The sequence below is a fragment of the Flavobacteriaceae bacterium genome (assembly GCA_014075215.1).
Taxonomy (GTDB): domain Bacteria; phylum Bacteroidota; class Bacteroidia; order Flavobacteriales; family Flavobacteriaceae; genus Polaribacter.
Genome location: CP046177.1, coordinates 904,763 through 929,418, shown reverse-complemented (window position 1 = coordinate 929,418; position 24,656 = coordinate 904,763). Strand labels below are relative to the sequence as shown.

Sequence of the window (24,656 nt, the reverse complement as noted above, 5' to 3'; positions counted from 1 at the left end):
ATCTAAGAACCCATTTAACCATTATATATAATGCTCGAGATTTCGGAATTAAAAGCAAAAACTCTTGTTGAATTACATGAAATTGCTAAAGCTATTGGTTTAAAGAAAACCAGTCAACTAAAAAAGTTAGATTTAGTATATCAGATAGTAGATACCCAAGCCGTGAGCTTGCCTAGAAGTGAAAAACCCAAAAGAAAACGAATCACCAAACCTGTTCCTGCCAAAGAAGTAAAATCTCAGGAGGCTATACAGAAAGATCCTGTTAAAAAAGAGGACAGGCAAAAAACACAAACAAAACCTGTTGACAGGGATAAAACAGTAGCTGAGGAATCCTCAGTTAATACAAATGAACCTAAAGAAACTTTTGAGAACAAAGCTAATCATCAAAAGCAAAAACAGCAACAGCAAAATAACAGGAATAAAAATCAGAATAACCAAAACCGAGATAAGAGTACTCAAAAAAATGGGAACAAATATAGAGATCCTGACTTTGAGTTTGATGGAATTATTGAGAGCGAGGGCGTTCTGGAAATGATGCCGGACGGTTATGGTTTTCTGAGATCTTCGGATTATAATTATTTATCGTCCCCGGATGATATTTATGTTTCTCAATCTCAAATAAAATTATTTGGTCTGAAAACCGGAGATACGGTTAAAGGGAATGTCAGGCCTCCTAAAGAAGGTGAAAAATATTTCCCCTTAATCAGAGTTTCCAGAATAAACGGATTGAGGCCTAATGTTGTAAGAGATCGCATTTCTTTTGAGCATTTAACTCCTTTGTTCCCTCAAGAGAAATTTAATGTAGCGGAAAAAGGCAGTTCATTATCTACCAGGATTATCGATTTATTTTCTCCTATAGGTAAAGGGCAACGTGGCATGATTGTAGCACAGCCGAAAACCGGTAAAACAATGCTCTTAAAAGATGTTGCCAATGCAATTGCTGCTAATCATCCGGAAGTTTATCAAATTGTACTCTTAATTGACGAAAGGCCGGAAGAAGTTACAGATATGCAGAGGAACGTTAAAGGAGAAGTAATCGCATCAACTTTTGATGAACCTGCTGAAAAACATGTAAGAGTCGCCAATATTGTTCTTGAAAAGGCTAAACGCCTGGTAGAATGCGGACATGATGTGGTAATTCTTCTGGATTCCATTACTCGTTTGGCAAGAGCATACAATACGGTAGCTCCTGCTTCCGGAAAAATATTATCCGGGGGTATTGATGCAAATGCTTTACATAAACCAAAAAGGTTCTTCGGAGCTGCCAGAAATATAGAAAACGGAGGTTCTTTAACTATTATAGCTACTGCACTGACAGAAACCGGTTCTAAGATGGATGAGGTTATTTTTGAAGAATTTAAAGGTACCGGTAATATGGAACTTCAGTTAGACAGAAATATTTCTAACAGAAGAATTTATCCTGCTATTGATTTGATTAAGTCCAGTACACGTAGAGATGATCTGCTATTGGATGATAAAACTGTACAACGCATGTGGGTATTGCGTAAATATTTAGCAGATATGAATCCTATAGAAGCAATGGAGTTTATTAATGAAAAAATTAAATTCTCCAGAAATAATGACGAGTTTTTAATTTCTATGAACGGGTAATATAGTTAAACGAGTTTCAAGTTTGAGACTTTTACTTTACAATACATTAGATTTCCGGGCATTCGCAAATAAATTTACTTCTAATAAATTTCCTAATGTCAAGCCAATAATAAAAGTAAGACCTTCCTTTTGCTTTACTTTAAATACTTGTTGAAATCTAGTGAATATGCCATACAACAAGATGCAAAAAATATATGACAAGAGACCTTTGCAAAATAGTGATATATTCCGTATTGAAATTGATTTTGCAAAGGTCTCGACAAATTATAATGAGTTAGCTATATATCACTAAACGCTAAAAAAAGTTCAGGCTGCATCGCCGCCTGATGATCTCGGTACTGGATTCTAAAAGAATTGAATTCATTTAAACTGCATGAGGTTAAGCGGAATTTAGAAGTTTTAAGCCGCCCTGGTAAAGGTCTTTTTGAGTTGCATGACAGTTACCCTGAAGAAAATAGAAAAAACAAAAGCAGGGAGGAAATGTCCACGACTAAAGCTTTCCAGGTATTCAGATAATTTACTTAATTTACTCCATAAAAAGCAGCCCTATTATCTTCTATATCTGATGCATTTTTAATGGCTTCGTATATATTAGACGTCTGGTTTTTTCTTGAATCAGCGATCTTATTCCTGTTTGTATCATAGTTTGGTAAAGTAGTGGGGGGTTCTTTCTTTTTAAGAACAAAAGCAAAAATGCCTTTGTCTCCTACTATTTTAGTATACAATTTATTTGGTTCCGAATGGTACATAGCTCCCAATACATTAGGCTCTGTTCCTATTCCTGTAATAGAAGGTGTATTTAAACTTGCATTTGCAATTGTTTTTACCGTAGTATGGTTTGATTCGGCTATTTCCGATAAAGATGCCCCATTCATTTTGGCTTTCAAAAGTGTTGCTTTTGCTTCTTTTAATAAAATGGGTTTTACTCTATTGGTAACTGATGCAGCAGAAGGTAGCCCTTCTTCATTGGCAGCGGTTAACACGGCAACTACATGCCCTTTGTTTACTTCAAACCTCTTATAGCTTCCGATTTTGGTTTCTTTATCAAATGCCCATTTTACGATCTGCCTCTCCTTACCCAACCTCGCGATATCTTCATCTAAAACTTTTAATCCAACAGAGGGTATTACCTCATACCCTTTGGTCTTGGCAGCATCATTAATCTTAGTATCTTTTGCCAATTCAAGAGCAAATTCTTCCGAATTCTGGAAAACTTTATTTTCGGTTTCCTCAGAGGCTTCTATTTTTCTTACATAGGTAGCTAATTTCACTACTTTTTGGGGTTTGTTTTGATCTTCAATCTTAATCACATGATATCCAAAAGCGGTTTTTACCACCCCGATATTTCCTTTTTTCCCTGAAAAAGCATAATCTCTAAACTCAGGTACCATTCTTTTATAGTCGAATTTACCTAAGCTTCCTCCTGTATCCGAATTGGATTTATCCGTAGAAAATTCCTTTGCCAATGCCTCAAATTTAGACTTGTCTTTCCGTACCACTTTTAAAATGCTATCTGCTGTTATTTTGGCCTGCGTTTCCGTTTTAGTTACCTCTGCAGATGCTCTGGCTGCACCTATATGGGAGATCAATATATGACTTGCCTTTACCGAATCCGGAATCTTTGTAATTGCTATTATCTTGGTTATTTTATAGTGCTCATTTTCTTTATAAGGTCCAAAAGTATCTCCCGTATTTCCTTCAAAGATCTCATCGGAAATGGTAACTGATATATCTTTTTTAAATTTATAAGTGGTATCTAATGGAATATCGGATTTGTTATCTTCAAAAAATATTGCAATATCATCGGTATTTCTAAGCCCTGATAATGTCTCCGTCTGATTTGTTACATTGTTGGGCTCTTTCCGATCTTCCAATAATGCCGCTACTTCATTTTTTATTGCTACTTCATCTTCCTGGCTTGGAGTAATGGCAAATTTTACATAAGAAATGCTTCTTGAAGGTGCTACTTCAAACTCTGCTCTATGTGCTTTGATATAGCTTTCAATATCTGATTTGGAAACAGTAACCGTACTATCCGGAATTGAGGTAAATGGCAGATACACATAGTCTCCATTGAGTTTTGTATAGTTCATCATGTACTGAATTTCGGCTTCTTTTAGAGAAGCTCCCAAACCGCCACTTATTAATTTATTATAGGTAGCTATTTCCAATCTTGTAACCACACCATTAACGTATTCTTGCCAACGTACAGCACTCTCCCCTCCGGCTTCTTTTATACTTGTAACATACTGTTTTAGTTTTTCTTCGTCAAATAAGCCCGCTTCATTTAAAAACTGGGGGACTCCACTGTTCTCTTTTACAATTTCCTGCCAGATATCTTCTTCTCCTAAAGTAACACCGGCTTTGTTTAATTGTTCTTTATATATTTTTTTTCTAAGCAAGTTATCCCATATCGTTTGAGCGGCCTGCATTTCCGATACCCTGTTTCCTGTCTGAACCCTGTATGTCTCTAATGCCTCTGCATACTCTTTTCCGGAGATAATTTCCCCGTTAACGATTCCTACTTCATCTACTTTTGACGAGTCAAAGAAATCCGTTAGTGTGGAAGGGTCTACTACAAAAGCAAAAAGTGCCAAACCGATAATAATGATCAAAGCCGCTGAACGTTCTCTGATTTTTGATAAAATTGCCATACTTCATTTATTTTAATTTCAATTCACGAATATACAATTTGGGTTTTAATAATACAACCGGACACCGAAGAATTAAAGTATATGTAAAGCGTTCCACCAGCTTTTAATTCATAGTTTCCATAACCTCAAAATGAACTTCTTCAATCTTTGATGAGCTCACTTTTAAAATTTTAATTTTGAAATTAAAAATTTCAATCTTTTCATTTATGCTTGGAATCTTTTCCGCATGATTAATAATAAATCCTCCCAAAGTTTCATATCCTTCTTCTTTTGGAATATTCAAATGATATTGTTCATTTAGATAGTCTATTTCTAATCTGGCAGAAAAATTAAATTCGGTATCATTGATTTTAGTATCCAGTAATGCTTGTACATCGTGTTCGTCTTCAATCTCGCCAAATAACTCTTCTACAATGTCTTCTACAGTAATAATTCCCGATGTGCCGCCATATTCGTCAACGACTATTGCCATACTTTTACGCTTCTTTATCAACACATTTAAAACATCGTTAATAAAAATAGATTCGGGAACTATCTCTACGGGAAGTAAGATGGATTTTATGGTTTTTGGTTTTTTAAATAATTCGAATGCATTTGTATATCCTAAAATATCATCCAGAGAGTTTTTATATACCAGAATTTTAGACAATCCTGTTTCAATAAACAGTTTCCTTAAATTGAAAACGGAATCATGCATTTCTATGGCGATAATTTCTGTCCTGGGAACCATAACTTCTCTTGCCTTAACATTGTGAAATTCCAACGCATTTTGGAAAATTTGAATTTCCGAATCTACTTTTTCGTTATCATTTCCCGTTTCCAGTTGTTCCGTTATATAATTTCCTAATTCCTGTTTGCTAAATTCTCTTCGCTCTTCATCTACATGAGTTTTAAAAAATACACGTAAAAAGAAATCTGAAATTGCCGTAATACCTGATGAAAAGATGTTTAAAATAATGTAGAAAAAGTAAGTAGGAATGGCAAATATTTTAATGACATTATTTGCGTAAATTCTAAAAATAGCCTTTGGCAAGAACTCGGCAGTAATTAAAATAATAAATGTGGAAATAATTGTTTGCTAAAATAATGAAGCTTCTGTTAATAAATAATTTAGTGCAGAAAATTTGGAGGGCAGAAACATTTGGAACCAGTTGATTAATAGTTCTCCCATAAAATAGGTATAAACAACTAAAGAAATATTATTGCCTACCAGCATAGTGGTTATAAACTTAGAAGGTTTTCGGGTGAGTTTATTTAAAATAAAAGGAAACAGACCCGATTGTTTTTTTTCTAACTCAATATGCAATTTATTAGCAGAAACAAATGCAATCTCCATTCCCGAGAAAAATGCTGACAGGATAATGGAAATGGTAATAACTGCTATTTCAAAATTCATCTATTTTTGAGCGTTTCTCTTCTCTATTTTTTTTCTAAAGTGCCTTTTAAAGAAGAAAATTAGGAGTATAAAAATAGCAAAACCAAACATCATATATGCTTTTGACCTGTTTTTATTAAAAGTGAGTACGGCCTCAATCAAAAAAATAGCTGCAACAACTAAATAGCCATATTGTAATAATTTCCAAAGTGTGTTCATAATTCGTTTTCTTTAAGATCAAAAGCCCCGGTTATATTTTTTGAAATCCATTTGCTGAGGTTTTCTTTAGATTCAAATCCATATCCTCTTGTTGTATCTTTATTCTTAACAAGGATAAATTTTTTTTCAGAAAAAAAATACTGCGTATTCTGATCCCAGAAAAGCTGATCTGTTTCCAATTTAGAGTCTTCAGTATGGTTTATAATGACCACGTTGTCTTTTATTTCCGAAATGGCTGTTTTTGTATAGGAAAGAGCATAGTCTCCTATAATCGTTACGGAATCCTTTCCGTTATTTTCAAAGTTAATGATTTTAATTCCTTCCGGAAATTCATGATACGGATGTTCGTCTCTATTTCTAAAATCATTTAACAGCGGTGTATACAATTTTGATGTAATCACCCCCGAGTCTTTATATACATGATAGACTTTTTTTGCGACACTTATCGGGAGGTTTTTTTCAGCTAAAAAATTCCGTACTTGCTTTGTACTGTTCTTACAAGAAAAAAACAGTCCTATTGCAAGAGCAACCGCACTGTTTTTTACAATTATATAAGTGTTTATTTTCATTACCTTCCTTCCGGAACTTTTACGGTTTCTCCGATCCAGCATTTAATGGTATAGTTACTTCCCGCTTCAACACCTTGTGTAAAAATTTCCTTTTTAGTTGGAATATTTCCTTTATAATTTTTAATATACTGTTTAGCTAATGACGAAATACTTGGATCTAAAACTATAGCTCTTCTGGCTTTGTTTAATGCGGCAACATACACCATTCTTTTTTGAAAAATATTGGTTCCGCACTCATTGGCTGACTTTGCATATAAAGTGGCAATAAACAAATATGCTTTTCCAAAATTGGGATTGAAACCCAAGGCTTCATTGGCCAGTCTTCTAGCTCTGGATTTTTGCCCTTTCTTTCTTGCGGATTGTGCAAATTTTAATTTATAATTTGCTTTTTTTAGCGGGTCTGTTTCCAGTTGAAAGGCTTTTACTCTCATATCGGCAGCTCCTTTGGTATCGCCATTTTTTTCTAAAACCCCGGCAACAAAAGAGTATGCATCGGCAGAAGGAGAGGTCTCCGCATAGGCTTTTGCTAATTTTTCAAATAACGGGTCGTCCGTACATCCTTTATTAAACATTCTGGATACTGCTCTTCTCAGCCATTTTGCATCCGATTTATAGGCTTCAAAATCTCTGTTGTATAAGGGTATCAGCCTATCACAAGTAGATAAAGTAATTATAATATTGTCTAACCCTGCTTCTACCTGGCCTAAAGCTTCTGCATTTTTAGTATAAGCTTTTAATCTTTTAACCTCTTTTTTATCCAGTTGTTCGCCTGTATCAAGCCTGTCTTGCAATGGTTTTCTTTTTTTGGCGTAATAAGTCAGTTTTCCTGCTACGGACTCCAACACATCATCATAAGTATCAAACACTCTTTGAGGGTTTGTATCTTTATTTTTATCCGTAACACCCTTAAAATACCGGTATATATTTCTTACTCCTAATCGGGTAGGGTCTATGTCATATGCTTTTTCCAGTAATGTAAAAATTTCTTCTTCGGAACCCAATTTATTTTTGATTAAAAAAGTTGCATAATCACTGTGTACTTTTGCAGGGTCTTTATCCGGATAGTACTGCAACCGCTGCTCATATACTCGTTTTACCAGTTTAAAAGCTGCCTGTTTGTCTGATGCTTTTTTATACCTGCCTTTAACAAGTATATCTCCTAACTTATAAATATTAATAGAAAGCTTAGGGCAACTGTCCATCATAAATATCCAATTGGGAAATGCATCGTCGTATTTTTTTGACTGATAGTCTCCTTTAAAAAGATTGTACGTAATAGTACATTTTTGATCAGCCTGCGCATGGCTATCTACTTTTATTAATAATAAAAATAAGCTAACTAAAAAATATGCCATTTTTTTCATCTTCTATTATTTTATATATAATTAATCTATTCTTCTTTTAATAAACCATAAATCGTTTAAAGAGAGGCCCAGTCTAATATTGAAGTAGCTCTCCTGTAGTAAATTATTGTTTGTTGTTCCTCTTTTTCCGTATTCAAATCCAAGGTTTACGTTTGATAAACTCCTTCCCAGTGGAAAGCTTAAACCAAATGACATGCCAAAGTCTTTAATACTGGTAAATGTATTCGATGTGCCCGGAGAACCGTTTACTAACAAACCCGTATCTTCATATCGTATTCCCGCGCTATATCTTATCTTTCTCCAGTATCCGTTTAAAGCGTTTATATTCGGTATATAAAACCCTCCTAAAGAAATTCTGTTAGACTTACCGAATCTGTATGTTTGATTGACTACATTAAAATATCCTTCTGAAGTGATCTCTCCCTGTGTTTCATATTCGGCACCTATATACCACTTGTTTTCTTTTCCCAGACCTACTCCTAAAATGGTTTCCAAAGGATTGGACAGTTTCCCGTTGATAGTGTTGTTATATACCGTATCTCTTGGAATCTCCACTCCATTAAGGCCCAGAGAAAGGGAGTACAGATATTCGTTTCCACTGGCGTTAAATGTATTACTCAATTTAAAGGTAGCGCCAACATCTACGATTAGTTTATTTTTTAGTTCTTTTTTATATTGAACTCCCAGTTTTAAAATACCTCCTCTGACTTCTGCAAGTTCATTATTTTTAGTTGCTAACTGAACATTGGCTCTTTGATTGAGTACCGAGTTTTCTATATTTCCAAAAACAAAACTTCCCTCGATTCCAACGGAAAAATTTTTAACCGCAAAAATACCAAAGCTCCCATGGATTCTGCTTAATCCCCCATTCCCGGAAAACTCAGTCACCTCCGTCAAAACATTACTTGCATCTACTACTCTGTTAACTAACGAATAACCTACCGAAGATACCGGTTGCACACCAAGATGCAATCCTGCTTTTCTACCAATTGGAAATCCGATGGAAAAGTAACTTAAACTTGTAGATGTAGTAGACTGCGATTCCGAATTGTCTTTTATGGTCAAATCATTATTTAGTAATCCAAATGTATATGTGGAATATCTTAAATATGCAACAGCGGAAGGGTTGGTTAAGTTTAAATGGTATATGCTGTTATATGCTGCTCCCAGGCCTCCCATGCTAATCTGCTCTACAGTCCTGGGGCTAAACTCTTCTCCCACTCCAAAGAACGAATACAGAGAAGAAACCGTTCTTTGCGCATGTATGGACATCGATATCAGTATTGTAAAAATAACCAGTCCTCTTTTGATCATGTATTCGTATTAAAAATCAATATTGAATTTAATCCTTCCAAGAGAAAATTTTGATTGGCAAATATGCTACTTTTTAATTGTTTAGCCAAGAAATTTGTATCTCCGCCTGTTAAAACAACTGTTAAATCTGAATACTTCATTTTATACTCGTGTATAGTACCTTCTATTTCTTTAACAACTCCGCTTAAAACACCTATGTGGATAGCTTCTTTGGTAGTAGTACCGGTCAGATTTGCTGAGTACTCCGGTTTGAGATTGGGCAAAGCATCCGTATATTCATGCAACGCTTTATAGCGCATTTGTACTCCGGGGGAAATAGCACCGCCCGTATATGCTTTCTTACTACTGACAAAATCAAAAGTAATACAGGTTCCCGCGTCGATAATTAATACATTCGTATCGGGATATTTTTCTACGGCAGCAGCCGCTAACGCAATTCTATCTATTCCTAAAGTTTTAGGAGAATTGTATACATTTTTAAAAGGAACGGGAGTTGTATTAGATAGTTCAATGAAGAAGTCACTTTCCAATATATTTTTAATTTCAGTGCTTATTTTTGTCGTAACTTTTGATAGCATTACTCTGGAAACAGGGTATTTTTTTTTGAGTTCCTTGATTTTAATTTCAATGTCATGATGATCAAAAGAAATGCTCCATACTATAGCAATACCCTTGAAAACAGCGGCTTTTACTCTCGTATTTCCAACATCGATAACCAGATTCATATAGAACTCATTTACATTTGAAAGGTATAAAAGTACGACAGATTTTTATAGATTTATTTGGTAGATATAAAAAACTCGTTTTATATTTGCTGCCACTTGGTGCCTTAGCTCAGTTGGTAGAGCAAAGGACTGAAAATCCTTGTGTCCCTGGTTCGATTCCTGGAGGTACCACTGAAACATTTTTAAATCCTTGATTATTAGTATTTTAATCAAGGATTTTTTCTTTAAGAAATTCCTACCTTTGTGTGTATCCTAAAAATAGAAGATATAACATATAATAGATGTAGCGTGATACTATAATTCGACCAAAGAAAACTGTCAATTTTTACAATCGAGAATTATAAGCAGAATGCTCACCGTTCGGGTGGGCTTCTCTTGTTCGATTGTGGGTATGACAGCACCTCTTTGGTGATAAGTTGGAGTACCACCTTTTTCATATAATACTCTTTCAACTTCTGATAGTTTTTTCTATCTTTATAGTTCTCACCTGAGCACTGTACTATCGAACCAAATATATTTGATTTTCAAAAGTTAGCTTGTTTTTGACCCCTTGTGAATTATCGAACTGATAGTTATTTAGCTGTATCTGCCATAATAAATTCATTAATCTAAGAGTTAAAACCTTACCCAATTCTTTTGAGAATACAGTAGCTGATGAACATGATAAAATTATTATAGATTTTTAATTTTAATTTCTTAGAAATTATTTTATCTTTGAGAGAATGTTTAAAACATTATAAATATGAAAAACTTATTTTTTGCAGTTTTAATGCTGTTTAGTTTATCGACTTTCGCATCAAACGAAAAAGAAAATGATGCAAAAATCACCAATGATACATCAAAAGATGTAACTATCTCTTCTGAATCAAATACTTCAAATGATAGTAGTTTATGTAGAGTATCTTGTACTGGAACTATAAGTACTGGAGGTGTTACTATCACTATCACTGTAAGTGCAGGTAATTTTTTATCAAGCTGTGAGAGAGCATCTAGAAGATGTCAAGAAAAGCTTAGTGATGCAATGAGTTAAATTAAAATAAATCAAATGATTATGTTAAAAAAAGTATTAATACTATCAGCATTCTTCTTTATAGGATTTGTTTACGCAAACGATGGTAATGACAATGTAAAGGAAACTAACCCAAAAGCAAAAGTCGAACTGAGAGAAGAAGTAAAACCTAATGATATAAATCTAGTTGTAGATAAAAAACTTGATTTTTTTGAAAATGCTGAAAAATCTATGTGCAGAGTATCTTGCTCCATGTCTGTAACTATGTATGGAATAACTACTACATTTGAAGCTTCGGCTGGAAATTTTTTGACAAGTTGTGAATCAGCTTCAAGAAGATGTCAAAGAAAGCTTATGCACCAACTTGTAGATATGTTGTTTTAAAACCTCTGTAGAAAATTTTATTTGGCATCTTATTTGTTATTCCATTAGGGTAACAAATAAGATGTTTTTATTACAAACCTATTAAACAATTATGAAACGTAAGCTATTAATCCAATTTATACTATGGCATTTTTTTGCATCAAGTCTATACTCTCAAACTTTATTGGTTGAATATGACTATTTAGATAAGCAACCCACAAATTCAATCCTAGCAAGTAAAAAAGAATTTGGTTTAATCTTAAATTCTGAAAAGTCATTATATAAATTAAAAAATGACAAATTATTATATGTTGAATCAGACGAAAAAATAGTTAAGAATGGTGTTGTTAGAGAACAAATATCGGATGACTATGTGAAAGTTACCACTGAAGAACCACAGGTCTTTTATAAAGATATTTATAAAAATTCTTTGATATATAGTACAGCAATATTTAATAAAATTGTTTATGTTAAAGAAAAACTAGATAAATTTAATTGGATTTATATTACTGAAAAAGATAGTACTTTTCTTAATTTTAAATGTAAATTAGCTAAAACAAGGTTTCGAGGAGTTGGTTGGGATATCTATTACACTGATGAATTATCATTTTATGGTGGACCTTGGAAATTTAATGGTTTGCCTGGTGTTGTGCTTTATGCAGAATCCAATGATGGTAATCATAAGTTTGAGGCTACATCAATACAGACAAAAAAGGAAACTATTAAAATCAACAACCCATTTATACAAAAGGAAACAATCACTTGGACTGAATTCACAAAGACACTTAAAAAAAAATTACAAAATATTGTCAAAAAAGCTAAAGCTGAAGATCCCGATGGCGACATTAGAATAACTTTAAGTGACTTAATTGAAGATGTTGGGTTTACAGTAATTGAATAAATTTAATTGTTATGAAATACATATTTTCTCTCCTCATATCTTTAGTCTTATTAACAAATACTATTAACAAAGAGATAGAGGTTAAAATAATAATAGTAAACAATACTGTTAATGAGTTTGAATCTGGTATATTAAACATAAAGGAGACAAATCAAAATATAAAAATAGATGAGCTAAATTCTACTATTCTTCTTCCAAAGAAAGGGAAATATAAATTTTCATTTACGTCTGATAATTTTAAACCATATATAATTTTCCCATATAAGATTACAAAAAGAAAAAATGAAATTATTATAAAGCTAACTGAAAACAACAACAAGTTGTCAAATGATACTTTCAAATTAAATTATGTGCTATCTGAACTTAATACTATTTCAGATATAGAAAAAGCAATAAAAGATGAAAAAGCTAATTTTATTACTTTTGGAATAAATAATTCACCTATCAATAAAAAAAATTTAAAGATAAATATGGAGTAGGAATTACAGTTTACAGTGTGATTGAACCTCTTTCCTTAAAGCAAGTAAGGGAAAATAATAATGTCCTTTATGCCTATCTAAAATCTAAATTTGGTAAAGCTTATATGACAAAGTTTCCATTTAATGCATTTTATATTAAAGTAAGGTAAAGAATAATTGAAAGAGTAGATTGTGTAAAATAAAATGTAAATTAACAAACAAATTGTCAAGATATTTAATTTTTATATTTTTATTAACTTCATTTTCTCTTCAATCTCAAGCTCTTAAAGGAACTATTAAAGACTCAGATGGAATTCCAATTAGGTTATCAACACTATCGTTATTTCAATCAGATGTACAAAAAAAATTTTTTACCATTCGTGATGGAAAATTCAATATTCAGTTAAAAGATGAGTATATTGATTCTGTTAAATTAGTCATTAAATCAAATGGATATATTGACAATTCTATTGAGATATCTGAACTTCTTAAAGGTAAGGTTTATAAGTTGAATTTTGAAATGAAAAAATCAGAATTCATAATTTTAGAAGAAATTATAATTAAGTCTAAAAAGAAAAAGTTTAAAGTAAAAAAGGATACGCTTATCTACAACATAAATGAATATAAAGATGGTACTGAAAGAAAATTACAAGATGTCCTCAACAAGTTACCTGGTGTCGAAGTCAATGAAAGTTCTGGGCAAATAAAATACAAGGGAAAACCTGTTGAGACTGTATTATTAGAAGGTGATAATTTATTTGGGTATAATTATTCTTTAGGCACAAAGAATATCAATATTAATATGGTTGAACAAATTGAAGCCATAGAGAACTATTCTGAAAATCCTTTGTTAAAGGGTATAGAACGAGGAGATAAAGTCGCCTTAAACCTTAAACTTAAAAAAGGGAATATTGATTTGTCAGGAAATGTTGATTTGGCTAGTGGCTTATTCAATGACGGTAAACCAGTTTTTAATACCAATTCAAATATTTTAGGAATACAAAAAGGCTATAAATCTTTTGCTACATTAAGCTATAATAATATTGGAATAAACCACTCGCCTTTTAATTATTTTGATTTTAATTTTAATGCTGAACAAATTAGGGAACAAAAATTCTTTTCAAAAAAACATATACCAGAATCTAGAATTCCAAGTTCGTTTGATACAGAAAGAGTAAATATAAATAATCAGTTTTTTACCAATTATAATGCTATTTTCAACATTGGAAAACGTCTTAATCTTAGGACTAACCTTTATTTAATAAATGATAGAATAAGAAATAATCAATTTTTGAGCAATGATTATGTTATAAATGATGTATTGTTCAGTACTTTTGACGATAATTTTCTTGAAAAGAAACCTATTCAATATAGAGGAGATATTAAATTAACTTTCAATGTTTCAAGAAATTCACTATTAGAATATGATTTGAAAATTCGTAATGAACTTATAGAAACTAATAACACTACTTTTTCAAATAATAATAACTTTGAATCAAATTTGAAGTCAGAGGATTTCTTTTTCAAACAAAATTTGCTTCTAACAAAAAAATTATCTTCAAAAAAAGCTCTACAAGTTTCAGCTACTTATTCAACAAATAATATTCCTCAATATTTTAAAATAACATCATCTGTTTTTAATTCTAACCAAACTAGTACGGATTTCCAAGAGTCTAATCAACGTAAAGATTATTTTGAATTTAATAGTATTTTATTAGGAAATAAAGATGATAATAAATATAGTTTCTCAATTGGTTACATAAACGATACAAATCCTTTAAATACACGTTTTTATAATAGGAGACAGGGTAACGAAATTCTTATTAACTCTTTAAATTTAATTAATTTCCAAAAAAATATCATTTACAATAGAGGCTCTTATGATTTTAAATTAAAAGAGTTTGTTATCTCACCAAGTTATTCTTTCAGGGTATTATTTCAAAAACTTAATGATGAGAACTCTATTAACCATACTACAAATTTTATTTTTGAACCAGCCATTAATTTGACTTACAAATTAAATCGTTCTTCCCTTCTAAGAGGAAGGTTTGGTTATAATGTTCAAAGTGAAGCAGAGAATTATTTATTTACAAATGAAATTTTATCAAATAATAGGCTAACTGTCTCAAATCAACCCAGTCTAAACCTCCAAAAATCGCAATCTTATAATCTTAGTTATTATAATAATGATATTTACAATCAACTTCAGCTAAACGGAACTCTAAGTTATCGAAGAAATGATGGTAATTTTTTCAGCGATTCTGAAATTAATAACACAGTGACTCAAATACAATATTTTTTTTTAGATGAAGATTCAGAAGATTTTTCTATAAGCCTTGACTTCTCTAAATTTATGGATTTTATTGATTCTACAGTCAAAATATCATCCAATTACTCAATATCCAAATATAGAAATATTGTTAATGATTCTGATTTGAGAGATAATTTAAACAATACATTGCAAAACAGTTTTACTATCAAAACTTCATTCGAATCCTCAATTAATTTTGAAAATAATCTCACTTGGAGTTTATCAGAATCCAAATCAGAAGGTAGTGAAACATTTTCTAATGGATCTTTAAATAATTTATTTAATATTTATTTTAGACCTTCAAAAAATTGGTTTCTATCAATCACTTCAAATTATTACTTGCCAAATACAAGCCAACCAAGTAACAATTATATCTTTTTAGATAGTCATTTACGCTATAAAATGAAAAATAAAATATTTGAGATGAGCTTAGTAGCCAAAAATATTTTAAATGAAGATAATTTTGAAGATATTGAAATTACTGATTTTTCAACAAATATTTATAGAAGTAATATTTTGCCCAGTCATTTTCTGTTAAACTTAACATGGAATTTTTGATTCTAGTAAAGGTCTATGTATGCATAACTAAACTCAAAACACCTACACAAAATTCTGATAAAATTAAAATAGTCAAACCGTAAACATTAAATTAGAAAATTACCCCAAGACAGAATTTGGTGTGCTTAATGGCTCTGTAAAAAGCATTTCTTTTCCAGCTAATAATAGCTAGAAAAAGTAACTCAAAATTGTAAAATCAATCAAATATTGAAAAAAGAAAAACTCATAAAATCAATAGCCAAAATTTGAGTTAATTTTTCAAAGGTCTCAATTAATAATACCATTTCTCAAAAAAACACAGTTGAAAAAGTTTAAAGGAGTTCATTAAAAAAAATCAAAAAAAATATTTTATTTAGAATCATTCTATATATTTGTATCCTTATTTAGAATAATTAAAAATAAAATATTGGTAAAAACAAAGCCATCAGGCATCTTAACCGCAGTCATACTATTATCCCTTACCTCTTGCTCTAACGATGACGATACGAATACCGGCAATCCTGTAACAGCTCCGACCACATATACTTTTGAACGCAACGGTTCTACCAGCGTGAGTTTTAGTGGCCAGACGACTCGTATTTTAATGGCAGAGGAAATTATAAATGCCTTAAAAAACCCTGTTTTTACGGAAGTACAAATAGATGCGATGTACAACCATACTCAAGGTGCTAACAATTTTTCCAACACAAACTTAAATGCATCTGACAAAGTAGTGAGAAGCAAAACCGCAGCTTCATTTGACTTTTTTGCGGGAAGTGCCAACAGTAGCGTACTTACCGATTTTGACGGTTGGATTGCAGAGCAGGTTAGCAGCGTATATCCTGTATGGAACCAAAACGCAGCTGCCGGCGTTGCAGGAGGGTTGCAAGAAGGCGGGGGTGGATCTACCCGCTATATCAATGCAAAAGGTCTGGAACTAAATCAAGTTTTTAATAAAGGTTTGATAGGGGCTATGATAGTAGACCAAATGCTAAACAATTATATCAGTTCTAATGTGTTAGGCAATTTTGAAGCAGCCAATGATGCCGGAACACTTGTTACCGGGAAAAATTATACGGATATGGAACACGATTGGGATGAAGCGTTCGGTTATCTTTTCGGCACTGCACCCGATGCTGCAAATCCTTTAACAAATATAGGCACAGCTTCCGGGCAAAACGGAGATGATTCGTTTTTAAGTAAGTATCTTGACAGGGTAAACGACGATCCGGATTTCAACGGTATTGCAAACGACATTTACAATGCCCTGAAATTAGGGCGTGCCGCAATTGTTGCCAAAAACTATACCGTACGCAACCAACAAGCTGAAATTATTCGGGAAAAAGTCTCGGAAGTTATCGGTGTCAGATCCGTGTTTTATTTACAACAGGCCAAAGCCACTCTAGAGGCAAGCAGCAATCCCGATTATGCCGCTGCATTCCACGATTTATCCGAAGCTTTTGGTTTTATTTACAGCTTACAGTTTACGAGGAAACCCAACTCAAATTCACCATACTTGTCGAGGACAGAAGTCCAGGCTATTTTGGCTGATATATATACAAATAATGCCAACGGATTTTGGGATGTAACCCCTGCAATTTTACAAACAAGTGCCGAAGCCATTGCTGCTGAATTTAACTTTACGGTAGGTCAGGCAGGAAGTTCAAACTAAATTAAAATAATGAAAAAAGCCAGATTAAAAATGTACCTATCCATAATGCCTGTTTTGGTGTTATTGATTGCCTCTTGCTGTTCTGATGACAACTCAGGCGGAACAAGTAACAACTTTGACCGCCAGGCAATGCTTGTCATTTGGGCAGATCATCTTATCATTCCTGCTTACCGGGCTTTTCAAACAAAGATGACTGCACTTAAAAGTGCTTCGGATATTTTTGTACAAACTCCTACTGAGGCTAATTTGTTGATTCTTAGGCAAGAATGGCAAGCTGCCTATATTGCCTGGCAATCGGTCTCTATGTTTGAGATCGGGCCTGCGGAAGATATGCAATATCGGGGTTTTATGAATATCTATCCTACAGATGCCACGAGTATAGAAAATAGTATTGCCTCCGGCACTTATAGCCTTGTTAGCGTATCCACCCAGGATGAGCAGGGGTTTCCTGCGATAGATTATTTGATTAACGGATTAAGTGATGTCTCTGACTCGGAAATTGTAAACTTTTATACTTCCAACGCTAACGCAGCTGGTTATAAGGCATATCTAAATGATGTGATAACCAAAATGAACACCTTAACAACTCAGGTTATTTCCGACTGGCAAGGCAGTTATAGAAATACATTTGTAAGCAATAGCGGATCGTCTGCATCAAGTACGGTAGACCGTTTTGTAAATGATTATATTTTCTATTACGAAAAAGCGCTAAGAGCGGGAAAAATAGGCATCCCGGCCGGCGTATTCTCTAACAATATACTTCCCGGTAATGTAGAAGCGTATTACAAGGCCGATTTGTCTAAGCAATTGTTTAATACAGCGCTAAATGCAGTACAAGATTTTTTTAACGGGAAGCATTTTAATAGCAATACCACAGGAGCAAGTCTTAAAAGCTATCTCGACTTTTTAAACACCATCAAAAATGGCGAAGACCTAAGTACACTCATCAATAATCAGTTTGATGCTACTCGTTCATCAGCCATAAATCTAAGTACTAATTTTGCCAATCAGGTTCAAAATAACAATACTCAAATGCTTGCGACCTATGACCAACTACAAGCAAATGTTGTTTTGTTAAAAGTAGATATGCTACAAGCCTTAGACATTAATGTTGATTTTGTCGATGCAGATGGCGATTAGCATATGATCCAAAAAACAGCAACATATCTAAAAATACCTGTAAAGACTGCCCCTTTGGCAGTCTTTCGGATTTTATTTGGTTTGTTAATGACTTTTGCCATCATACGTTTTTTATCCTACGGTTGGGTAAGTGATTTTTATATAGCCCCTAAATTCTTTTTTAAATATTATGGCTTTGAATTTGTAAAACCGATTGGTAACTATACCTACGGGCTTTTTGTCATTGCGCTCTTATCCGCTATCGGGATGATGTTAGGATATCGTTACAGGTTATCAGCAATACTCTTCTTTTTAATCTTTACCTATATAGAGTTAATGGATAAGACCACCTATCTCAACCATTATTATTTTGTGAGCTTGATGGCTTTTATACTCATTTTTTTACCGGCCAATTCGTATTTTTCCATAGATGCTCAAAAAAACACAAATATTGCTTTTGATAAAATTCCAAGATACTGTATTCTTATTATACAGTGGATGCTTGCCATCGTTTATTTTTATGCAGGCTTAGCCAAGATAAATTCTGATTGGTTGTTAGAAGCAATGCCTCTTAAAATCTGGTTACCGGCCAGGTATGACATCCCTCTTTTGGGTGATCTTTTTCAAAAAGAATGGGTGCATTATTTTATGAGTTGGGGCGGAATGCTGTATGATTTAACGATTCCGTTTTTACTGTTTTATAAGCGCACCCGTATATTTGCCTTTATTTTAGTGGTTATTTTTCATATCCTCACCCGAGTACTTTTCCCTATTGGTATTTTTCCATTTGTAATGATTTTTGCTACCCTTATTTTCTTTGGCCCTGCTTTTCATGAAAATATCATCGGAATACTCAAACGACGGTTTCGGCTTCCTCAAATAAAAATCGGGAAAATTCTTAGATGGGCTCCTACTGTCAAAAATAAATTATTGGTAGCGAGTTTTATCCTGTTTTTTACAGTACAATTGTTGTTTCCGTTTCGATATTTATTGTATCCCGGTGAATTATTTTGGACAGAAGAAGGGTATCGTTTTTCTTGGCGTGTCATGCTTATGGAAAAAGCAGGTTATGCGCAATTTAAAGTAGTAAACCCGGAAACAAATAAACAGTTCTACATAAGAAATCACCATTTTCTCAATAGCTTTCAGGAAAAACAAATGCAAACTCAACCCGACTTTATCTTGCAGTATGCACACTTCTTAGCGGCACATTATAAAAAGCAAGGAATTAAAAATCCGGAAGTTTACGTAGAGAGTTATGTGGCACTAAACGGAAGGCGTAGCCAACCTTATATTGACCCAAACATAGATTTGACAAAAATTAAAGAATCTTTCAAACACAAAGACTGGATTCTTCCTTTTAACGATAGTATTTATGGATTTTAAAAATCTAATTTCAGCACTGGCCATTTTCTTGCCAATTATATTACAGGCGCAATACAAGTTATCGGGAACTATAATAGATCGGCAAACCAAACAACCCGTACGTTATGTAAAATTATTTGACAAAACCTCAAGAAAAGAAAGTATCAGCAATGTGAAAGGTTATTTTGAGATACAGGATTTAAAAGCCGGAGAGCACTTACTGATATTTTATAATGATGCGTATACCTGGCACGAAGAACAAATTTTTATGGATGGTGATAAGAACATCTCCGTTACGATGAGTAAAAGTTATCACCTTTCCGAAGTTGTGATCCAAGCAAAACGAAAAGAAATGTTCGATCTGAAACACCTGAAAGATGTAGAAGGAACAGCAATATATGCCGGCAAAAAGAATGAAGTAATAATAGTAGATCAAATTGTGGGAAACAAATCCGGTGGTAATGCACGTCAAGTATATGCACAGATTACGGGGCTTAATATTTATGAAAGTACGAATTGCGGTTTACAATTAGCCGTTGGCGGACGAGGGTTGGATCCTAACAGGACTGCAAATTTTAATACCCGCCAAAACGGCTATGATATTAGTGCCGATGTACTGGGGTATCCCGAAAGTTATTACACACCACCCGTAGAGGCCTTAAAAGAAATCCAAATTATACGTGGGGCAGCCTCATTGCAATACGGCACACAGTTTGGAGGGTTAATGAATTTTAAACTCAAACAACCTTCAACAAAACCATTAACGTTTGTCGCACGGCAAACCTATGACACCAATTGCGGTTATGCCACGTTCAATAGTATAAGTGGCACAAATGGCAAATTTAGCTACTATACTTATGTCGCCTATAAAAATAATCTAAATGAAGCGCCAAGATCTAATATGGGCTTAAAAGCTTTCAATGCCTATACCCGTCTTAATTATCAAGTAACGAAAAACACAAAAATAGGCTTCGAATTTACACACTTGGGATATACCGCCCAACAGCCCGGCGGACTTACGGATACTCAGTTTTATGAAAACCCGGATTTTAGCAACCGCATACGTAACTGGTTTAGCGTAAACTGGAATCTGATGGCATTAAAACTAAACCACAGGTTCAGTATTGACAATCAGTTGGATGTAACACTATTCGGTCTTAATTCTTCAAGAAATGCTATTGGTTTTAGAACGAATCGCGTATCGCAGGAAGATGATTTAAATGAACTCAGAGACCTGCAAAAAGGACGGTTTAGAAATTGGGGAGCGGAATTACGATACCTCACAAATTATACTTTCAGCAATAAAAAATCTACATTACTTGTAGGCGGAAAATACTACCAGGCCTATAATTCGGAGCGGCAAGGACCCGGAACTACAGGTAATGATGCCGATTTTAGTTTTGTAGATTATGCTGACGAAAATTTACCTGTAGATTTAAGACAATCCGATTTTGATTTTCCAAATTTGAATTTCGCTTTCTTTGGTGAAAATATTTTTTACCTCAGCAATCAGTTGTCTGTTACACCAGGATTTCGTTTTGAGTATATCAAAACAGCAAGCAGAGGTACTTTTCGCTCGGTTGATCGCGACCTTGCCAATAACATCATCAGAGATAACACTTTTGAAGATAACAGAACCCTGGAAAGAACGCGCTTATTGCTAGGTATTGGCTTAAGTTATAAACCCATACCAGCAGTTGAAGCCTATGGTAATATCTCCCAAAACTATCGTTCGGTTACCTTTACGGACATCCGAGTGGTCAATCCTACATTTCAAGTAGACTCTGCTATTAATGATGAAAAAGGTTTTACTGCCGATCTGGGCCTGAGAGGGCATTATAAAAACTTACTGTCGTATGACGTTAATATATTCGGTTTATTATACAATGACAGAATTGGGGAAGTATTACGTGCCGAAACCAGAATCAATGCAAGTGGCCAGGCAATTGAAACCGGGCGTACAGTCCGTTTCAGAGGAAATATAGGTCGTGCATTTATATATGGTCTGGAAAGCTTGATAGATTGGAATATCAGAGCCTCTTTTTTTGAAAAAGCAAAAAGTTACAAGTTACATTTTTATACCAATCTGGCAGTTACCCAATCCAAATATTTGGAATCGGAAATTCCCGGTGTAAAAGGCAAATCTGTCGAATTTGTTCCGGAACTTAATTTGCGTACAGGTATTAAATTAGGATATCAAAATTTTTTAGCAAGCATTCAATATAACTACTTAGGCAATCAATTTACAGATGCATCTAATGCACCTCAGGATAGAACGGATAATCAGAGTGGAATTATTGGTACTATTCCTTCGTATTCGGTTTGGGATGCTTCCTTTTCATATCGTTACAAAAAATGGAGGCTGGAAACAGGTATCAATAATGTATTTAACGCACGGTATTTTACCCAGCGCGCCATAGGATATCCCGGCCCCGGAATTATTCCTGCTTTACCGCGTAGTTTTTATGCTACGATACAGTTAAAATTGTAATTTTTATAAAAAGCAGATGCTATAAAATTATATCATATGAACTATTTTATTCAAAAGAAATATAGTTGAAAAGTATAAAAAACAGCCTACAATCTAACTTTGAGAACTGAGCATACCTGAAAAAAGGCAATCTTATTCAGACATGCTCACTACATTTCCAACGTTTCAAATTCACAAAGGAATTCGCTTTTTCAATGCTTCAACAATACGAAAGGTCGCAGGACATATTTCCGTATTTTTAAGAGTTATATCAGTAAGTTGTATAAATTTTTTGCGATTAGTATGTGAATAGTCAGCACAGGCTTTTGGCCTTACATTATAGACAAGGCAGGTAGTATCAGTTATATCTAAAAAAGCACACGGAGCGGTTTTTAACACCATAAAATCATCCGAATCTCTTTTCAGATATTGATTTATAAAATCGCGTTCTTTCATCCGCAAATACTTAGAAATACGTTGAATGTCTTTCTCCGTAAAAATCGGACTCGTTGTTTTACAACAATTTGCACAAGTTAAACAATCTGTTCTTTTAAATTCATCTTCGCGCAATTTCTGCATTAAAACACCCAATCTCTTGTTGTTTTGTTTTTCAATTTTGCAAAATACTTTCTATTTTCAGGCAAAGCTGCTTTAGCAAGTTTAGGCAATTCCTCCAATGGATATTTCATGGTATAAAAATACAATACTGATTTTTAGTATTCTCAAAAAAATAATGTTGTTTTCCCGATGTTTTAAAAGAATTAAGAGACCTGTTAAAAAGAAATAAAATATGTAATTTTGTGCCGGATTTTAAAAAGCTCCATGAATATTCAAACCCTTATTGAAGGTAAAGCAAAAGAAAGTCTTTTAGCTATATATAATATAGCTGTTCCAAGTATGGAATTTCAGGCAACACGTAAGGATTTTGAAGGTGATATTACCTTAGTTGTGTTTCCATTATTGCGACATATAAAAGCCAACCCTGTTCAAATTGGGGAAACTATTGGCAACTATCTGGTTACGCATATGAAAGAAGTCAATGCTTTTAATGTAGTAAAAGGGTTCTTAAATTTGGTTATAGACGATTCGGTTTACTTAGATTTTTTTAATACTATTTTTGCCGATCCTTCATACGGGTTTATACATGAAAACGATGAAGCCATAATGGTAGAATATTCCTCTCCTAATACCAATAAACCACTGCATTTAGGTCATGTCCGTAATAATTTGTTAGGATATTCCGTTGCACAAATTATTAAAACTTCGGGGAAGAAAGTCTATAAAACACAAATTATCAACGACCGAGGCATTCATATTTGTAAGTCTATGTTTGCCTGGGAAAAATATGGAAATGGAGAAACCCCGCAAAGTACCGGTTTAAAAGGAGATACGTTCGTTGGAAACTACTATGTGAAATTTGACCAGAAATATAAAAAAGAAATTGCAGAATTAGTAACTTCCGGTATGTCCGAAGAAGATGCTAAAAAGCAAGCACCTTCTTTGGTAGCAGCTCAGGGCATGCTTATTAAATGGGAAAACGGAGATTCGGAAACGGTTGCTCTTTGGTATATGATGAATCGTTGGGTATATGACGGGTTTGCCGTTACTTATAAAAACATGGGGGTTGATTTTGATACATTATATTACGAAAGTAACACGTATTTATTAGGAAAAGATGTCATAGCAGAAGGTTTGACTAAAGGAGTTTTCTTTAAAAAAGAGGACGGTTCTGTTTGGTGTGATCTCACTGATGAAGGCTTGGATCAAAAACTAGTGTTGCGTTCGGACGGAACAGCAGTATATATGACACAGGATATTGGAACCGCTATACAGCGGGTGAAAGATTTTCCGGATATCAATGGGATGGTATATACTGTCGGAAATGAACAGGAATACCATTTTAAAGTATTATTTCTAATCCTAAAGAAATTAGGATTTCCCTGGGCGAAGCAGCTATATCATTTAAGTTACGGTATGGTGGATTTGCCTTCCGGGAAAATGAAATCCAGAGAGGGAACCGTTGTCGATGCCGATGACCTGATGGAAGCAATGTATAACACAGCCAAAGCAATTGCGCAGGAGTTGGGAAAACTGGAAGGGTATTCTGAAAAAGAAAAAGAGGAGTTGTATAAAATTATTGGTATGGGTGCTCTAAAATATTTTCTTTTAAAAGTAGACCCTAAAAAACGAATTCTGTTCAATCCGAAAGAGTCTGTAGATTTTCAAGGGAATACAGGGCCCTTTATACAATACACCTATGCCCGAATTCAATCCATATTGAGAAAAACAACATTTGATTATCAAGGTACCTTAAACAACATCAAAATAGCTTTGCATATAAAAGAAAAAGAATTGATTAAACAACTGGCGTTATATCCTGAAATTATACAACAAGCTGCGGCAAGCTATTCGCCGGCAGTTATCGCTAATTTCACCTATGACCTGGTGAAAGAGTTCAATTCTTTTTACCAAAATGTACCTATATTAGGTGAAGAAAATGAAACTGGAAAAATATTTCGTGTTCAGCTATCTAAAAAAGTAGCAGACACTATAAAATCTGCATTCTCATTGTTAGGAATCCAGGTTCCGGAAAGGATGTAAAAAAAACAGATTATATTAA

At 33.6% G+C, this 24,656-nt stretch carries 17 protein-coding genes, 1 tRNA gene and 2 pseudogenes; 12 read left to right on the top strand and 8 right to left on the bottom strand.

What is annotated here, in order from left to right; all coding sequences use genetic code 11:
• Positions 1-30 precede the first annotated feature (30 nt).
• On the top strand, positions 31-1,611 hold the full coding sequence (locus tag GKR88_04705; GenBank protein ID QMU63651.1) for a transcription termination factor Rho: 1,581 nt from the start codon (positions 31-33) through the stop codon (positions 1,609-1,611).
• 521 nt (positions 1,612-2,132) lie between these two features.
• Here the strand turns inward: GKR88_04705 and GKR88_04700 are convergent.
• The 7 genes and pseudogenes from GKR88_04700 to GKR88_04670 all read right to left on the bottom strand — a co-directional run bounded on the left by GKR88_04700 (position 2,133) and on the right by GKR88_04670 (position 9,831).
• Positions 2,133-4,265 (bottom strand): peptidylprolyl isomerase, encoded by a 2,133-nt coding sequence (locus tag GKR88_04700; protein ID QMU63650.1) that lies wholly within the window; start codon positions 4,263-4,265, stop codon positions 2,133-2,135.
• Positions 4,266-4,368: 103 nt separating this feature from the next.
• Positions 4,369-5,601: pseudogene (locus tag GKR88_04695) on the bottom strand (DUF21 domain-containing protein).
• A 60-nt stretch (positions 5,602-5,661) separates the two neighbouring features.
• The gene (locus tag GKR88_04690; protein ID QMU63649.1) at positions 5,662-5,859 is read right to left on the bottom strand and encodes a hypothetical protein; all 198 of its coding nucleotides are present in this window, start codon (positions 5,857-5,859) and stop codon (positions 5,662-5,664) included.
• A complete protein-coding gene (gene lptC / locus GKR88_04685) occupies positions 5,856-6,428 on the bottom strand; it encodes an LPS export ABC transporter periplasmic protein LptC (protein QMU63648.1) in 573 nt (190 codons plus the stop codon). Before lptC ends, GKR88_04690 begins: the two co-directional genes overlap by 4 nt.
• Complete coding sequence (locus tag GKR88_04680) at positions 6,428-7,792, bottom strand: hypothetical protein (protein ID QMU63647.1); 1,365 nt, start codon at positions 7,790-7,792, stop codon at positions 6,428-6,430. The genes lptC and GKR88_04680 overlap by 1 nt, the downstream gene beginning before the upstream one ends.
• A 21-nt stretch (positions 7,793-7,813) precedes the next feature.
• Entirely contained in the window at positions 7,814-9,106 is a 1,293-nt protein-coding gene (locus GKR88_04675; GenBank protein QMU63646.1) for a hypothetical protein, read from the bottom strand.
• Positions 9,103-9,831 (bottom strand): type III pantothenate kinase, encoded by a 729-nt coding sequence (locus GKR88_04670; protein QMU63645.1) that lies wholly within the window; start codon positions 9,829-9,831, stop codon positions 9,103-9,105. Before GKR88_04670 ends, GKR88_04675 begins: the two co-directional genes overlap by 4 nt.
• Positions 9,832-9,929: 98 nt before the next feature.
• On the opposite strand from GKR88_04670, the gene GKR88_04665 reads away from it, so the two are divergent.
• The 10 genes from GKR88_04665 (at position 9,930) to GKR88_04620 (ending at position 22,057) form a co-directional block, all read left to right on the top strand.
• A tRNA-Phe gene (locus GKR88_04665) sits at positions 9,930-10,002 on the top strand.
• Between the two features lie 571 nt (positions 10,003-10,573).
• A complete protein-coding gene (locus tag GKR88_04660; protein ID QMU63644.1) occupies positions 10,574-10,861 on the top strand; it encodes a hypothetical protein in 288 nt (95 codons plus the stop codon).
• 21 nt (positions 10,862-10,882) lie between these two features.
• Positions 10,883-11,224 (top strand): hypothetical protein, encoded by a 342-nt coding sequence (locus tag GKR88_04655; GenBank protein QMU63643.1) that lies wholly within the window; start codon positions 10,883-10,885, stop codon positions 11,222-11,224.
• Between the two features lie 91 nt (positions 11,225-11,315).
• Positions 11,316-12,104, top strand: a complete 789-nt coding sequence (locus GKR88_04650) for a GLPGLI family protein (GenBank protein ID QMU63642.1) — start codon at positions 11,316-11,318, stop codon at positions 12,102-12,104.
• An 11-nt stretch (positions 12,105-12,115) separates the two neighbouring features.
• Positions 12,116-12,583, top strand: a complete 468-nt coding sequence (locus GKR88_04645; protein QMU63641.1) for a hypothetical protein — start codon at positions 12,116-12,118, stop codon at positions 12,581-12,583.
• Positions 12,584-12,785: 202 nt separating this feature from the next.
• On the top strand, positions 12,786-15,431 hold the full coding sequence (locus GKR88_04640) for a hypothetical protein (GenBank protein ID QMU63640.1): 2,646 nt from the start codon (positions 12,786-12,788) through the stop codon (positions 15,429-15,431).
• Positions 15,432-15,861: 430 nt separating this feature from the next.
• Positions 15,862-17,082 carry a DUF4856 domain-containing protein gene (locus tag GKR88_04635; protein QMU66641.1) on the top strand — a complete coding sequence of 407 codons (1,221 nt, stop codon included), beginning with the start codon at positions 15,862-15,864 and terminating at the stop codon, positions 17,080-17,082.
• A gap of 9 nt (positions 17,083-17,091) precedes the next feature.
• Positions 17,092-18,222 carry a peptidase M75 superfamily protein gene (locus tag GKR88_04630; GenBank protein ID QMU63639.1) on the top strand — a complete coding sequence of 377 codons (1,131 nt, stop codon included), beginning with the start codon at positions 17,092-17,094 and terminating at the stop codon, positions 18,220-18,222.
• A gap of 3 nt (positions 18,223-18,225) precedes the next feature.
• Entirely contained in the window at positions 18,226-19,587 is a 1,362-nt protein-coding gene (locus tag GKR88_04625) for an HTTM domain-containing protein (protein ID QMU63638.1), read from the top strand.
• Positions 19,577-22,057, top strand: coding sequence for a TonB-dependent receptor (locus GKR88_04620; GenBank protein ID QMU63637.1), 2,481 nt, complete (start codon positions 19,577-19,579; stop codon positions 22,055-22,057). Before GKR88_04625 ends, GKR88_04620 begins: the two co-directional genes overlap by 11 nt.
• A gap of 171 nt (positions 22,058-22,228) precedes the next feature.
• Here the strand turns inward: GKR88_04620 and GKR88_04615 are convergent.
• A pseudogene (locus GKR88_04615) lies at positions 22,229-22,725 on the bottom strand (YkgJ family cysteine cluster protein).
• Between the two features lie 133 nt (positions 22,726-22,858).
• Here GKR88_04615 and GKR88_04610 point away from each other — a divergent pair.
• The gene (locus tag GKR88_04610) at positions 22,859-24,637 is read left to right on the top strand and encodes an arginine--tRNA ligase (protein ID QMU63636.1); all 1,779 of its coding nucleotides are present in this window, start codon (positions 22,859-22,861) and stop codon (positions 24,635-24,637) included.
• Positions 24,638-24,656 lie beyond the last annotated feature (19 nt).

Coding starts and splice junctions, on each gene's coding strand:
- GKR88_04655 (QMU63643.1), top strand. CDS start 10,883: ATGTTAAAAAAAGTATTAATACTATCAGCATTCTTCTTTATAGGATTT.
- GKR88_04680 (QMU63647.1), bottom strand. CDS start 7,792: ATGAAAAAAATGGCATATTTTTTAGTTAGCTTATTTTTATTATTAATA.
- GKR88_04630 (QMU63639.1), top strand. CDS start 17,092: ATGAAAAAAGCCAGATTAAAAATGTACCTATCCATAATGCCTGTTTTG.
- GKR88_04645 (QMU63641.1), top strand. CDS start 12,116: ATGAAATACATATTTTCTCTCCTCATATCTTTAGTCTTATTAACAAAT.
- GKR88_04660 (QMU63644.1), top strand. CDS start 10,574: ATGAAAAACTTATTTTTTGCAGTTTTAATGCTGTTTAGTTTATCGACT.
- lptC (QMU63648.1), bottom strand. CDS start 6,428: ATGAAAATAAACACTTATATAATTGTAAAAAACAGTGCGGTTGCTCTT.
- GKR88_04690 (QMU63649.1), bottom strand. CDS start 5,859: ATGAACACACTTTGGAAATTATTACAATATGGCTATTTAGTTGTTGCA.
- GKR88_04670 (QMU63645.1), bottom strand. CDS start 9,831: ATGAATCTGGTTATCGATGTTGGAAATACGAGAGTAAAAGCCGCTGTT.
- GKR88_04650 (QMU63642.1), top strand. CDS start 11,316: ATGAAACGTAAGCTATTAATCCAATTTATACTATGGCATTTTTTTGCA.
- GKR88_04610 (QMU63636.1), top strand. CDS start 22,859: ATGAATATTCAAACCCTTATTGAAGGTAAAGCAAAAGAAAGTCTTTTA.
- GKR88_04705 (QMU63651.1), top strand. CDS start 31: ATGCTCGAGATTTCGGAATTAAAAGCAAAAACTCTTGTTGAATTACAT.
- GKR88_04620 (QMU63637.1), top strand. CDS start 19,577: ATGGATTTTAAAAATCTAATTTCAGCACTGGCCATTTTCTTGCCAATT.
- GKR88_04700 (QMU63650.1), bottom strand. CDS start 4,265: ATGGCAATTTTATCAAAAATCAGAGAACGTTCAGCGGCTTTGATCATT.
- GKR88_04625 (QMU63638.1), top strand. CDS start 18,226: ATGATCCAAAAAACAGCAACATATCTAAAAATACCTGTAAAGACTGCC.
- GKR88_04675 (QMU63646.1), bottom strand. CDS start 9,106: ATGATCAAAAGAGGACTGGTTATTTTTACAATACTGATATCGATGTCC.